Origin of the sequence: Pseudidiomarina homiensis, from assembly GCF_003987225.1 — a bacterium.
GTDB classification, from domain to species: domain Bacteria; phylum Pseudomonadota; class Gammaproteobacteria; order Enterobacterales; family Alteromonadaceae; genus Pseudidiomarina; species Pseudidiomarina homiensis.
The window spans coordinates 30,072-43,008 of record NZ_PIPX01000002.1; the positions used below are offsets into that span (position 1 = coordinate 30,072).

Consider the following 12,937-nt stretch of genomic DNA (forward strand, 5'->3'; position numbering starts at 1 on the left):
GCAGGAGGTATCGGCATGAGCACAAAAATGTTTACTCACCTTGATGACAGCGGCGCTGCGCATATGGTGGATGTTGGTAAAAAAACGGCCACTGTGCGGCAAGCGACCGCCGTGGCAACGGTACAAACCACTCCCGAGGTTGTGGCGCAAATCGCCAGTCAATCACTCCGCAAAGGTGACGTGTTAGCGGTAGCACGAGTGGCAGGTATTATGGCGGCGAAACGCACGAGTGACCTGATTCCGTTGTGTCATCCACTGGCGCTGACCAAGGTCACCGTCGACTTTGCGTTGCAACCCGAGCAAGGTCGCGTGCAGATTACCGCAATTTGTGCCGTACAAGGCGTGACAGGGGTCGAAATGGAAGCACTAACAGCGGTAAGTGTGGCGGCCTTAACGATTCACGATATGTGTAAAGCAGTCGATCCGGCATTGCAGATCAATGGCATTCAATTGCACGAAAAAGCCGGTGGTAAAAGTGGTCATTGGCACAGGGAGCATGTGAATCATGGTTAAAGTGAAATTCTTTGCGCTGCTCAGGGAGCGCTTGAACTGTAATGAAATCGACGTTGACCTCCCGGCCGGTGCGACAGTGAATCAGCTGCGCGAGAAGTTGGCACTATTGCACCCAGACTGGACGCGAGAACTTTATGATCAAGAGCTTCTGTGTGCGAAAAACTACACCTTCGTTGATTGGTCTGAGCCGTTAGCCGATGGTGACGAAGTAGCGCTTTTTCCACCCGTAACTGGAGGTTAGAGATGTCTATTGCGGTGCGTGTTCAACACGAGGACTTCTCGGTCGCTGATGAATATCAAGCACTTGTGGGCTCGAGTGACTGCGGTGCGGTGGTCACGTTCACTGGTTTAGTGCGAGAACTGGCCGAGGGCGGCTTGCAGGCATTGCATCTTGAGCACTATTCGGGAATGACTGAGCAGGTGTTAGAGCAAGTGGCGAGGCAGGCTCAGCAGCGCTGGCAAGTTGAACAGCTCACTATTGTACATCGCATCGGAAACTTAGCGCTCAATGAGCAAATCGTTTTTGTTGGAGTGGCGTCGCCACATCGATGCGCGGGGTTCGAAGCTTGCATGTTTGTCATGGATTTTTTGAAAACCCAAGCGCCGTTTTGGAAGCGTGAAGAAACCTCGTCAGGTAGTGCTTGGGTTGCCGCTAAAGCGACTGATCAGGTTGCTGCGGAGCGTTGGCAGGTGAGTGATGTTTCGGCTTAGCGCTCTAGCGATGTGCTGTTTGGCAATTGTTGTGGCTTTTCCTGCTGGCGCCACAGCGCAGGAAAAAGTGCATATTGCCGTTGCATCATCATTGCGGGCTCCGGTCGATGCCATCATTACCGATTTCGAACAGCAGTTTCCCAACTATGACGTCACGGTCGCCTATGTCGCTAGCGGTAAGCTGGTAGCACAAGTGGTTCACGGGGCGCCTTATGCGCTGCTGATTTCCGCCGAGCCGCGTTATCTTGAAGCGTTATATCAACGACAATTGATTCAAGCAGAGCCGGTACTCCTGGGCTTCGGCGAACTGGTGCTGTGGCACCCACACCAGCGCGGTGATGTCGCGACATTAATTGCAGCTGCTGACTATGTTGCCTTGGCGCAGCCCAGTCACGCTCCTTATGGCCAAGCTGCCATGCATTATTTGCAGGACCAGCTAGCAGCGGAACATTACGCAAATAAACTCGTCTATGGCGAAAATGTCGCACAAGCGGCCCATCGGGTTCACGTTGGTGCAGCAGAAATAGGTTTTGTCGCACTTAGCCAAATCGTTGCAATGCAAGTACCGCAAAGCGACTATACCCGCCTAGCGAGCGCGCCATTGCTTCCGCAAGCCATCGCTTTAACGGCACATGCAGGACAGCACCGAGGCGCGCAATTGCTCTACGATTTCATGCTTGCCGATGGCAGCCAACAGACTCTTGTGGCCTATGGTTATGCTGCAACCAAGTGACTATCAGGCCATCAGCCTGACGTTGCAGTTGGCGGCAGTGACGACCGCCATATTGTTGGTGTTGGCTACGCCTGTCGCCTGGTGGCTTGCCTTTACGGGTTCGCGCTGGCGCGGCTGGGTGCAGGCGATTGTCGCCATGCCGCTGGTACTTCCACCTACGGTATTAGGCTTCTATTTATTGTTGGCGCTCGGACCTAACGGCTTTATTGGCGCAACACTCGAGTCTTTGGGCGGTCGCCACTTGGCATTTAGTTTCACTGGGATTGTGATAGGCAGTGTCATTTATTCGCTACCCTTTGCGGTGCAGCCACTGACCGAAGCCTTTCGCGCCATGGGAAAACGGCCGTTATTGGTGGCCGAAAGCTTGGGTGCGACGCGTTGGCAAGCGCTGCGAACGATTGCATTACCCTTGTGTCGTGGCGGCTTTGTGGTGGCGGCAACATTGGTGTTTGCCCATACCTTAGGCGAATTTGGGGTCATTCTCATGATTGGTGGGAGTATTCCAGGCGAGACGCAAGTGCTTTCGGTACTTATCTACGACCACACTGAGGCACTGAACTATTCGGCGGCGCATGCTTTGTCGTTAGGATTGATTGCTTTTGCGGTTGTGGTCTTGGCCGTTGTTTATGGACGGAGGCCACAGCAATGAGCTTATACGTAAAGGGTAGCGTGCCGTTGCAACATTTTGCGCTGCAGTTTGATCTGACCCTGCCGAATAAAGGAATCACAGCTATCGTCGGGCCATCGGGCTCGGGCAAGACCACCCTGTTGGAAGTGATTGCTGGCCTCCGTAAAACCTCGGCGGTTAAGATCCGTTTCGGTAAGCAGCAATGGCAATCGGCGAGCAACTTTATGGGGTTGGCCGAGCGGCGTATGGGTTTGGTGTTGCAAGATCCTATGTTGTTTCCACATTTGACGGTAGCCGACAACCTGCGGTACGGCTGGCAGCGAGCTCAGCAACACTTTCTCTCATGGGACGAGGTGATACAACGCTGTGGCGTGGCCGAGCTGCTTGAACAAAAGCCGCCGCAACTTTCGGGCGGCCAACAGCAGCGTGTTGCATTTGCCCGAGCACTTTTGGCACAGCCGCAAGTGTTATTGCTGGATGAGCCCTTTTCTGCGCTCGATGAAGCAACCCGACAACATTTTGTGGCTTACTTGCGCGAAGTGTCTGCGCAGCATGGCTTACCGGTGCTGTGGGTGAGTCATCAATTGACGGATATCGCCGAAGTTAGTGATTATATTGTGTTATTGAGCCGCGGTAAGATCACCAGCAGTGGTGCGTTGGTAGAACAGTTGCGGCACGAACCATTGCGTTCAATGTTGGCGATGGCGGTGATGGCAACGCCGCTGCCAGGATTAGACGAGGATGCATCGAAGCGTCTACGCATTTATGCTCGGGATGTCAGTATCAGTTTGCAACCGGTCTCACATTCCAGTGTTCGCAACCAGCTATGGAGCACTATTCATGCTGTGCATGAAAGCTCCCATGACGCTGAATGTCTTGTTGAACTTGAGTATCACGGCCAGTATTTCTTTGCTTTGATCAGTAACGCCGCATGGCAGCAGTTAGCGCTCAGCGTTGGACAGCGCGTGGTCGCTCACATCAAGTCCGCCGCGCTGCACCATCCAGTATCCCAGCAACTTGAAAATACGTGCTAAGTCAGCAACTGATCAAATGGTTGAATAGTAATCGACTCGCCAGCTTCAATGGCGCCGCGGTCCTGTTCGAGTACCAAAAAGCAATTGGCTTGTGCCACACTGGTAAGGACTGCGGAACTTTGACTACCAACGGGCTCAGCCCACAGCTGGCCATCGCGTTGGGTGTAGCGACCACGTTGAAAGTCGGTGCGGCCAGGGCGTTTTTTTATTGCTGTAGCGGCTTTGGCGGTGAGTTGTAAAGGCGCTTTGATGGTTTCGCCTGCCATGCGGCGCAACATAGGTTGTACCAATTGATCGAGCGTGACGACCGCAGCGACGGGATTGCCCGGTAGCCCACAAAACCAAGCGTCGCCCAAGCGACCAAACGCAAACGGCTTGCCTGGTTTTATGGCAATCTTCCAGAACTCGATACTGCCAAGCTTAGCCAAGGTGTTTTTGGTGTGATCAGCATCGCCGACCGAAACCCCAGCACTACTAATCACAATGTCAGCACTGCGCATGGCTTGTTTAAACGCGCTTTCTAATGCTTCTGGGTCATCAGCGATATGGCCGAGATCAATGATGTCGACATGCAGGCGCTGTAGCATCGCCGTTAAGGTGAAGCGATTGCTATCGTAGATTTGGCTGTCGTGCTGCAAGGGCTCGCCCGGCACCACCAACTCATCGCCATTAGAGAATAACGCCACGCGCAGCTTACGTACGACTTTAACTTCGGCAATGCCAAGTGAAGCGAGCAAGCCCACATGCACTGCCGTTAGCCGCTGTCCCGCATTCAAGACCACCGAACCACTGGCAATATCACTGCCGCACAGGCGCACATTGTCGCCTGCTGTCACCGTTGTTTGTACTTCGATGTCAGCGTCGTCGCGGAGCACATTTTCTTGCATGACTACAGCGTCCGCACCCGTTGGCACTTGTGCTCCCGTCATGATCCGAACGCAACTTGCTGCGGGGAGCTCCCCTTTGAACGGGTGCCCAGCAAAGGCTTCGCCTACCACCTTTAGTGGCTGCGCTGCTTCGGCAGCGCGTAAGGCATAGCCGTCCATCGCTGAATTATCATAGCCTGGCACATTCAAACTGGCGTACACAGGCTGTGCCAATACCCGATCAAGGGCGGCAGCTAAGGGGACTGTTTCGGTTTCGGTTAGCGCTTGCACTTGGCCTTGCATGGCGGCCAGTGCGTCGGCAACGGGTAACCAATTAGGACTCATGCTTACCGCCTTGCTGGTTGACCATCCACACGGCAGCTTCAACACGTGACCGTAAGCCAAGTTTTTTCAGTAGGTGTTTCACGTGAACTTTGACGGTACCGTCAGAGATATCGAGTTCGCGGGCAATGACCTTGTTGCTCATACCCTTGGCAATCAATTTCAGAATCTCGAGTTCGCGATTGGTCAGGCTTTCCAGCTTGCCACCACCTTGCGGCGCAGGGCGGCGCAGTGCGGTAGCGAGTACTTCGGTAATGACTTCACTTAATACCATTTTGCCTTCAATAGCGCGTTTGATTTGCTCGATGAGTTGCTCCGGCTCCATATCTTTGAGCAAGTAACCATCGGCGCCATTGGTGATTGCTGAGACTACGTCTTCATCAGCATCAGATACGGTGAGCATGATAATACGCGAAGTGACACCCTCGTCACGCATGTGCTTCAGCGTTTCGAGACCGTCCATTCCTTGCATATTGAGATCGAGGATAATCAGGTCAGGATCAAGCTCAACAGCTCTTGGAATCGCGTCGCTACCGTTACTAAATTCGGCAACCACTTCAAGATCGTCTTCCATTGATATCAATTGTTTGAGACCTTTGCGTAGTAGCGGATGATCGTCTACTAGCATGATGCTAGAGCGCAATTCAGTCATGGTATTCTCCTTCTAATCGTGGTCACCATTTTCGCACATTTCCTGCGCTGGCGCATGGTTCAAGAGCGCCATATCGGTTAGTGTACATTGCGTTAAAGTCGGCCGAACAATCTAAATAAAAATAACATTTTCAGTAGGTTAGTCACTACGTATATCACTTATTGAGTAGTTCGACTATCTCCAAATACCCTCTGCTTAACTCCTTCGAAGTCTTGCTCCAATGCCCGGTAATGTCTGATCCTTAAGCTTACTAGCCCAGTGACAAAAGGCCAATTGTGCAGCAAATGCTCCCAGCTGAGACCATCGACAAAGCGACCGCACTTCACGTGATCGCCAGCACTGCCGTGTGGATGTGTTGGAGCGTGTTAGTAGTGGTTCTGTATGCGCTGGATATGGGCTTCAGCTTTGCCGAGCTGTTTGGTTTATTGGCGCTCACTGGCCTCGCTGCAGCAGGCTTTCAATTACTATGGTTCACACTTGGCAATCGCGCTTTAACGCAAAGCTTTATCCGCTCAACTACTGTGGTGCTTGCCGTCATTGCATTGGCTTTGGGATGGTCATTTTTGCAGCCGCCTTTTTCGCTTAGTCTCTTGCAGTTGATGGCGTTGCTATCAGGGTTAGGCGGCGCGCAACTTTATGTCAGTCAGCGCACGTTGGAATTAGAGCCAACCTCAATGGGTTGGGAGCTGGCAGTCACCGCTGGCGTCGGTGGCGTTGGTATTGTTTTGGCGCAAATCAGTGTGCCCTTGGTGGTCTCGTTACCTAGCCTGTTCGGCGACGCCAATACGGTGCGCACGGTCATCAGTACCGGCAACGTGCTCGGCAGTGTAAGGCCAGATCAAGTGGTGAGTTTAGCTAACGTTGGATGGTTTTTGGCGGGGGTCACTGTGATCGCCGTTGTGCTTGGACGAAAGCGCGTTCGGGCACAGAGCTCGCCGTGGACACCGGTACATCGTCGTCATCTACTTCGTAATCCGCATCTATGGGTGATGACGGTGCTTTATGTCATGGCTTTTGGTTCCTTTATCGGTTTTGCACTGTCTTTTCCGCTGGTATTGCAGTTCTTATTCGGTCTAAGTCGTGACTGGCAAGGTGGTGAGATCGCTCGCATATTAAGCAATGACTATGCTCCACAAGCGTTAACCTACGCATGGCTGGGTCCGCTCGTCGGCGTCGTTGCGCGGCCATTGGGAGGTTGGTTTGCTGACCAATATGGTGGTGCTAAAGTTACCTTCGGCTGCGCTCTATTGTTGGCGCTGGCAAGCTTAGCGGCGGCTTATTTAACCTATCAAGCGTTTCATAGTGGCGCCCCAGAACAGTATTTCCTGCTGTTTTTGTTGGTTTTTTTCGTGATTTTCACGGTTTCAGCGATCGCGAGCAGTGCAATCTATCGTTCGGCAAGTGTGCTATTTCCGCCAGCCCAGCTGCCAATCGCTCTGCGTTGGCTCGCGGCATGTGCGATGGCAGGTGCCGCGTATATTCCATTAATGTGGGGGGTGCAAAGCGTAACGGCGACACCAGCTTTGGCGCTCGTTGCCTTCGCACTATTCTACTTGCTGTGCGCGGGATTAGTAATGCTGGTGTATCTGCGTCGACACAGTGTGTATTTCAACCCTTAGGCTTCGGCGGTGGAGTGTTCTGCAAGGTAAGCCGGTTGGAAACTAAAATACACCCCAGTTCCCCCTTCTGAGCGGCGCCGTATCGTTAGCTCGCCACCTAGATGTTTACTGCGCTCCTGCATGATGGCCAAGCCATAATGATTGAGCTTCTCGGCTTGTTCAGGAATGCCAACCCCATCGTCTTCGATGCTCAGGGTGATGCCTTTATCGATGGCCTGTTGCAGACGAATAGTTACTTCAGCACCTTGGCTGTGGTGAATGGCGTTCTGGCACGCTTCTCGAATGATTTGCAGCAAGTGAATCTCTTCATGCGGTGCCAATGGTGCGTTGGCGAGCTGGTAATCCAAGCGGAATGTGAGGTCAGATTGATCTTCGAACTGCTTCACAGTGGTTTGCAATGCATTGATAAGACCTGCGCCATCCACCTTCAAGCGGAACGTGGTAAGCAACTCACGGAGCTGTCGGTAAGCTGAGTTCAACCCTTCGCGTAACTCATGGGACACGTCCTCAATGGTATCTTCATCACCTTTCTGTATCGCTTTATCCAATCGCGTTACCTGAATCTTCAAGTAAGACAGTGCTTGTGCCAAGGAGTCATGGAGCTCTCGCGCAATGACCGTACGCTCCTGGATTAATGCAAGACGGCGGACTTGTTCTTCTTCTTGCTTAAGGCTAAGCGCGATGGCGAGTTGGTCGGTCACCGATTGCAGTAACTGTTGTTGCCACTCATCGAGTTGCTGGCCCAGCTCAACCCGCGCGACCAATACACCATAGTAATGATGGTCACGCTCCAATGGGTAACGATACACGCGTTTATCTTCCATCACGCTTACCCCAGCACCCGCAGAAACACATTCTGCGCAATCGACACCAGCACAAGGATCTTCGTCGGTTTCTACCGGCTGCACCTGTAAGTAAGGCTTATCACCTGCTGGTGTAATCAAACAAAGCTCTAAATCTTCGATTTGCGCAGCTTCTTTCAGGCCTTCGATGATGTGGCTGAAGTCTTGGTAACTGGGTGAACGCTCGATAATGCTGCGCGCCATGTCGTACAAGAATTGTAGTTTGATGTTGCTGCGCTGAATGGCTTGCGTTTGTTCGTCCACACGTTTCTCAAGATTGCCGTACATGTAGCCCACGGCATTATTCATCTTGTTTAGGGTGTCGGCCAGTACGCCGAGTTCGTCGCCCATCGGATGATTGACGCGTGCAGTAAAGTCGCCTTGGCCAATTCGCCGTGCGGTTTGGGTTAGAGTTTGCAAAGGTTTGCGCACGCGGCTGCGTAGCCAATAGGCAATGATGCCAGCCAACGTAATGGTGGCAAATAAGCTGAGTACCTGAATAAGGCGAATAGCGCGAATACGGGACTCTGCCTCTTGCTGCAAAGCACCAACTAAACTATCCAATTGCTGAATATGCGGCGCTAAGAGCGCTTCAACTTGCGCAGCCTGGACGCCTTCAGTGGTCATCCGCTCCTGCAGGGCCAGCCAGCTTCGACTAGTGACTTGGAACTGTGTCGCAAGTTCGCTTTCGCCATGACTGAAACGGTTAAAAACCGGATGGCGCCAAGTCGCTTGTAATTGTTGGGCAAGTTCAGCGGTGACCGCCGCGTCGGGCAGATGCAAGCGATGCCAAGCATAACGATAGCTTTGCATGCGCAATGACCCCGCTTTATTGATCGCCAAGGCATCTTGGTCGGCGCGCTCCGAGAGCCAGTAAGACGCTAACAAGGTACCTACGGTAAGCGCGACCATAAGGCCGAGCGCAATACCCACGCGTGTGACGATTGAAAACTGGCGCATAACAAACCTGCTGAACGATAAACTTTGTCTAGTTTAAACGTATTTGGAACCGAGTGCATTAATGCAGCAATGACAAGCGTCTTTAATGGGCTACCTCTTTTGCGTTTGGTCGATGAGTTCATTATCAACGCTAAAACTAAATATTATTATAAACAACTACTTAGCTTATTAAGTGCGTACTCCATTAGGGGTAGAAAAGGCGTATACCCCCTATTTGGCGGCTCTGGCGACCTATAGCAATACAACGATGACCGATTCAAACTTAGCACGTAACGACATCTACTAGGAGTTTGAGGATGAGTCATCTACTCGACAAACTGCGGTTTTTCAAAACCCGCAAAGAACCTTTTGCCGATGGGCATGGGGTAACAACTGACCAAGATCGGACTTGGGAAAACGGCTATCGCCAGCGTTGGCAACACGACAAAGTTGTGCGCTCGACCCATGGCGTGAACTGTACCGGCTCATGTAGCTGGAAGATCTACGTCAAAGATGGCTTGGTGACGTGGGAAACCCAACAAACCGACTATCCACGGACGCGCCCGGACTTACCTAATCATGAACCGCGTGGCTGTCCGCGTGGGGCAAGTTACTCGTGGTACATCTACAGCGCCAACCGCTTGAAGTACCCGAAAATGCGTCAACAGTTAATGAAGCTATGGCGTGACGCGAAAGAGCAGCACAAAGACCCGGTGCAAGCGTGGGAATCTATCGTTACCGATCCTATCAAAGCGAAGAGCTACAAAGAGCGTCGTGGCTTAGGTGGTTTTGTGCGGGCAAGCTGGGAAGAAGTGAACGAGCTCATTGCAGCAAGTAACGTCTACACTGCGAAAACTTATGGACCTGACCGCATCAGTGGCTTCTCGCCGATCCCGGCCATGTCGATGGTGTCGTATGCTGCTGGTGCACGTTATTTATCACTGATTGGTGGTAACTGTCTGAGCTTCTATGACTGGTACTGTGATTTGCCGCCGGCGTCACCACAGATTTGGGGTGAGCAAACCGACGTACCTGAATCAGCTGATTGGTACAACTCAAACTACATCATCGTGTGGGGCTCCAACGTTCCACAAACACGTACGCCTGACGCGCACTTCTTAACCGAAGTACGTTACAAGGGTACGAAAACTTGCGTCATTACTTCGGACTATTCGGAAGCGTCGAAGTTTGGTGACACGTGGTTGGCGCCGCGTCAGGGTACTGACTCAGCCTTGGCGATGGCGTTCGGCCACGTTATTTTGAAAGAATACTATGTTAATCAGCAAAGTAGCTACTTCCAAGACTACGTGAAACGCTACACCGACATGCCGATGCTAGTCATGCTTGAGCCAGGCGAAAAGGTTCTGAAGCAAGGCCGCTTCTTGCGTGCCGCTGACTTGGTCGACAATCTTGGCGAAGACAACAACCCTGATTGGAAAACCATTGCGATTAATGCTGCGGATCAACGTCTGACCAGCCCGAACGGTGCGATTGGCTATCGCTGGGGCGAAAAAGGTAAGTGGAACCTTGAGCAAAAAGACCAAGGCGGTCACGTCGATTTACAAATCAGCTTGAAAGACGGCCATGATGAAGTGGTTGAAGTGGGCTTCCCCTATTTTGGCGCCGCACCGCACGAATACGACTACTTCCAGCATACGCATCATGACGAAGTGCAAGTACGCCGCATTCCAGCGAAGCGCGTTGAGCTTGCCAATGGTGAAACAGCTTTGGTCGCAACCGTTTACGACTTGATGTTGGCGCAATATGGCGTCGACGACGGCGGCAACGATCCAAATCGTGCGCAAAGCTACGAAGATGACGTGCCTTACACTCCGGCATGGCAAGAGCATATTACCGGTGTGAAACCAGCGGACGTGATCCGTGTGGCAACTGAATTCGCGCGCAACGCAGACAAGACCAAAGGTCGTTCGATGATTATCGTTGGCGCTGCTTTGAACCACTGGTACCACATGGACATGAGCTATCGTGGCCTCATCAACATGCTGATGATGTGTGGCTGTATCGGTCAATCCGGTGGCGGTTGGGCACACTATGTCGGCCAAGAAAAACTGCGTCCGCAAACCGGTTGGCAGCCATTGGCGTTTGGTCTTGATTGGCAACGTCCACCACGCCACATGAACGGTACCTCGTTCTTCTACAACCACTCTAGCCAGTGGCGTTACGAGAAGCTCGACATGAGTGAAGTGGTATCACCGCTGACCGACAAGAACAAATGGCAAAGCTCGATCATTGACTACAATACGCGTGCCGAACGCATGGGCTGGTTGCCGTCAGCGCCACAGTTAGGCACCAATCCATTAGGCCTCGCGGCTGCAGCAGAAAAAGCCGGACTCGATGTAAAAGACTACATTGTTGAGCAACTGAAAGACGGCAAGCTGAAGTTTGCTTGTGAGCAGCCGGACGATCCGAAAAACTTCCCGCGCAACATGTTCATCTGGCGTTCAAACCTACTGGGTTCTTCAGGTAAAGGTCACGAGTACATGCTCAAGCACTTCTTGGGCACCAAACACGGCTTGCTTGGCAAAGACCTTGGTGACTTCGGTGGTAAGAAACCGGAAGACGTCGAGTGGGTCGACGACGGTGCAGAAGGCAAAGTGGACTTGTGGGTGACCCTCGACTTCCGTATGTCGACCACCTGCTTGTACTCCGACATCGTGTTGCCAACCGCAACCTGGTATGAAAAAGACGACATGAATACCTCGGATATGCATCCGTTTATTCACCCCTTAACCGCAGCCGTTGACCCAGTGTGGGAAGCGCGCAGCGACTGGGACATCTTTAAAGGTATTGCGAAAGAATTCTCGCGTGTGTGCCAAGGCCACCTAGGGGTCGAAACAGATGTCGTTACCACTCCTATCATGCACGACTCGCCGGGCGAGCTGGCACAACCGTATGGCGTGAAAGCGTGGTGGAAGGGCGAGTGTGAAGCTGTACCTGGCGTCACCATGCCGAACATCAACGTGGTTGAACGTGATTACCCGAATACCTATCACCGTTTCACCTCGCTCGGTCCGCTGATGGACAAGCTTGGCAATGGTGGTAAAGGCATCAATTGGAATACCCAAGAAGAAGTCGATTTCTTAGGCAAGTTGAACCGCGTGCACCACGAAGAAGGTGCAAACAAAGGTCGCCCGGTGATCGACAGTGCCATTGACGCTTGTGAAGTGATTCTGTCGCTGGCGCCAGAAACCAATGGCCACGTAGCGGTAAAAGCGTGGCAAGCACTCGGTGAGTTTACCGGTCGTGACCACACGCATCTGGCTAAGCCAAAAGAGGAAGAGAGGATCCGCTTCCGCGACATCGTCGCGCAACCGCGCAAGATCATTTCGTCACCGACGTGGTCTGGCTTGGAAGACGAGCATGTGTCGTACAACGCCGGTTACACCAACGTTCACGAGTTGATTCCATGGCGCACCGTCACCGGTCGTCAGCAGTTCTACCAAGATCACGAGTGGATGCGCGATTTCGGTGAAACCCTGTGTGCCTACAAGCCACCGATTAACCTGAAAACCGTTGAGCCAGTGCTGAACAAGAAGGGTAACGGCAATAAAGAGATCGTACTGAACTGGATCACCCCGCACCAAAAATGGGGTATTCACAGCACCTACTCTGACAACTTGCTGATGCTGACTTTGTCGCGCGGTGGCCCGATTGTGTGGCTGAGTGAAATTGACGCCAAAGCTGCCGGTATTGAAGACAACGACTGGATCGAAATCTTCAACGTGAACGGTTCGATTAGTGCCCGTGCGGTGGTCTCGCAACGTGTGCCTGAAGGCATGAGCATGATGTACCACGCACAAGAACGGATCGTGAACGTGCCAGGTTCAGAGTTAACCGGCACCCGCGGCGGTATTCACAACTCAGTGACCCGTGCGGTCATGAAGCCGACCCACATGATTGGCGGCTACGCACAGCAAGCCTATGGCTTTAACTACTACGGCACCGTTGGCTGTAACCGCGATGAATTCGTGGTGGTCCGCAAAATGGACAAAGTCGACTGGTTGGACACTGAATAAGGTTGGAGTGAGGACGTTACC

General features: G+C 52.5%; 11 protein-coding genes. 8 read left to right on the forward strand and 3 right to left on the reverse strand.

Annotated elements, in window-relative coordinates:
- Nucleotides 1-15: 15 nt before the first annotated feature.
- The 6 genes from moaC to CWI70_RS09300 are packed head-to-tail and all read left to right on the forward strand — an operon-like array spanning nt 16 to nt 3,619.
- Entirely contained in the window at nt 16-513 is a 498-nt protein-coding gene (gene moaC, locus CWI70_RS09275) for a cyclic pyranopterin monophosphate synthase MoaC (RefSeq protein ID WP_126772953.1), read from the forward strand.
- Entirely contained in the window at nt 506-754 is a 249-nt protein-coding gene (locus CWI70_RS09280; protein ID WP_126772956.1) for a MoaD/ThiS family protein, read from the forward strand. The genes moaC and CWI70_RS09280 overlap by 8 nt, the downstream gene beginning before the upstream one ends.
- Nucleotides 755-756: 2 nt before the next feature.
- A complete protein-coding gene (gene moaE / locus CWI70_RS09285; RefSeq protein WP_126772959.1) occupies nt 757-1,224 on the forward strand; it encodes a molybdopterin synthase catalytic subunit MoaE in 468 nt (155 codons plus the stop codon).
- Nucleotides 1,211-1,957 (forward strand): molybdate ABC transporter substrate-binding protein, encoded by a 747-nt coding sequence (gene modA, locus CWI70_RS09290; protein ID WP_126772961.1) that lies wholly within the window; start codon nt 1,211-1,213, stop codon nt 1,955-1,957. Before moaE ends, modA begins: the two co-directional genes overlap by 14 nt.
- Nucleotides 1,935-2,606 (forward strand): molybdate ABC transporter permease subunit, encoded by a 672-nt coding sequence (gene modB, locus CWI70_RS09295; protein WP_126772964.1) that lies wholly within the window; start codon nt 1,935-1,937, stop codon nt 2,604-2,606. Before modA ends, modB begins: the two co-directional genes overlap by 23 nt.
- Entirely contained in the window at nt 2,603-3,619 is a 1,017-nt protein-coding gene (locus CWI70_RS09300) for a molybdenum ABC transporter ATP-binding protein (protein ID WP_126772967.1), read from the forward strand. Before modB ends, CWI70_RS09300 begins: the two co-directional genes overlap by 4 nt.
- Here the strand turns inward: CWI70_RS09300 and moeA are convergent.
- A complete protein-coding gene (gene moeA / locus CWI70_RS09305) occupies nt 3,616-4,830 on the reverse strand; it encodes a molybdopterin molybdotransferase MoeA (RefSeq protein WP_126772969.1) in 1,215 nt (404 codons plus the stop codon). The two genes, CWI70_RS09300 and moeA, sit on opposite strands and share 4 nt — an antisense overlap.
- On the reverse strand, nt 4,820-5,479 hold the full coding sequence (gene narL, locus CWI70_RS09310) for a two-component system response regulator NarL (protein WP_126772972.1): 660 nt from the start codon (nt 5,477-5,479) through the stop codon (nt 4,820-4,822). The genes moeA and narL overlap by 11 nt, the downstream gene beginning before the upstream one ends.
- Nucleotides 5,480-5,763: 284 nt before the next feature.
- On the opposite strand from narL, the gene CWI70_RS09315 reads away from it, so the two are divergent.
- Nucleotides 5,764-7,098: an MFS transporter gene (locus CWI70_RS09315; RefSeq protein ID WP_198677687.1), complete on the forward strand. Its 1,335-nt coding sequence runs from the start codon at nt 5,764-5,766 to the stop codon at nt 7,096-7,098.
- Here CWI70_RS09315 and CWI70_RS09320 read toward each other — a convergent pair.
- Nucleotides 7,095-8,900 (reverse strand): ATP-binding protein, encoded by a 1,806-nt coding sequence (locus CWI70_RS09320; RefSeq protein ID WP_126772977.1) that lies wholly within the window; start codon nt 8,898-8,900, stop codon nt 7,095-7,097. The two genes, CWI70_RS09315 and CWI70_RS09320, sit on opposite strands and share 4 nt — an antisense overlap.
- Before the next feature lie 296 nt (nt 8,901-9,196).
- On the opposite strand from CWI70_RS09320, the gene CWI70_RS09325 reads away from it, so the two are divergent.
- Entirely contained in the window at nt 9,197-12,916 is a 3,720-nt protein-coding gene (locus CWI70_RS09325) for a nitrate reductase subunit alpha (RefSeq protein ID WP_126772980.1), read from the forward strand.
- The last annotated feature ends 21 nt before the right edge of the window (nt 12,917-12,937 follow it).

Coding starts and splice junctions, on each gene's coding strand:
- moaC (WP_126772953.1), top strand. CDS start 16: ATGAGCACAAAAATGTTTACTCACCTTGATGACAGCGGCGCTGCGCAT.
- CWI70_RS09280 (WP_126772956.1), top strand. CDS start 506: ATGGTTAAAGTGAAATTCTTTGCGCTGCTCAGGGAGCGCTTGAACTGT.
- moaE (WP_126772959.1), top strand. CDS start 757: ATGTCTATTGCGGTGCGTGTTCAACACGAGGACTTCTCGGTCGCTGAT.
- modA (WP_126772961.1), top strand. CDS start 1,211: ATGTTTCGGCTTAGCGCTCTAGCGATGTGCTGTTTGGCAATTGTTGTG.
- modB (WP_126772964.1), top strand. CDS start 1,935: ATGGTTATGCTGCAACCAAGTGACTATCAGGCCATCAGCCTGACGTTG.
- CWI70_RS09300 (WP_126772967.1), top strand. CDS start 2,603: ATGAGCTTATACGTAAAGGGTAGCGTGCCGTTGCAACATTTTGCGCTG.
- moeA (WP_126772969.1), bottom strand. CDS start 4,830: ATGAGTCCTAATTGGTTACCCGTTGCCGACGCACTGGCCGCCATGCAA.
- narL (WP_126772972.1), bottom strand. CDS start 5,479: ATGACTGAATTGCGCTCTAGCATCATGCTAGTAGACGATCATCCGCTA.
- CWI70_RS09315 (WP_198677687.1), top strand. CDS start 5,764: ATGCTCCCAGCTGAGACCATCGACAAAGCGACCGCACTTCACGTGATC.
- CWI70_RS09320 (WP_126772977.1), bottom strand. CDS start 8,900: ATGCGCCAGTTTTCAATCGTCACACGCGTGGGTATTGCGCTCGGCCTT.
- CWI70_RS09325 (WP_126772980.1), top strand. CDS start 9,197: ATGAGTCATCTACTCGACAAACTGCGGTTTTTCAAAACCCGCAAAGAA.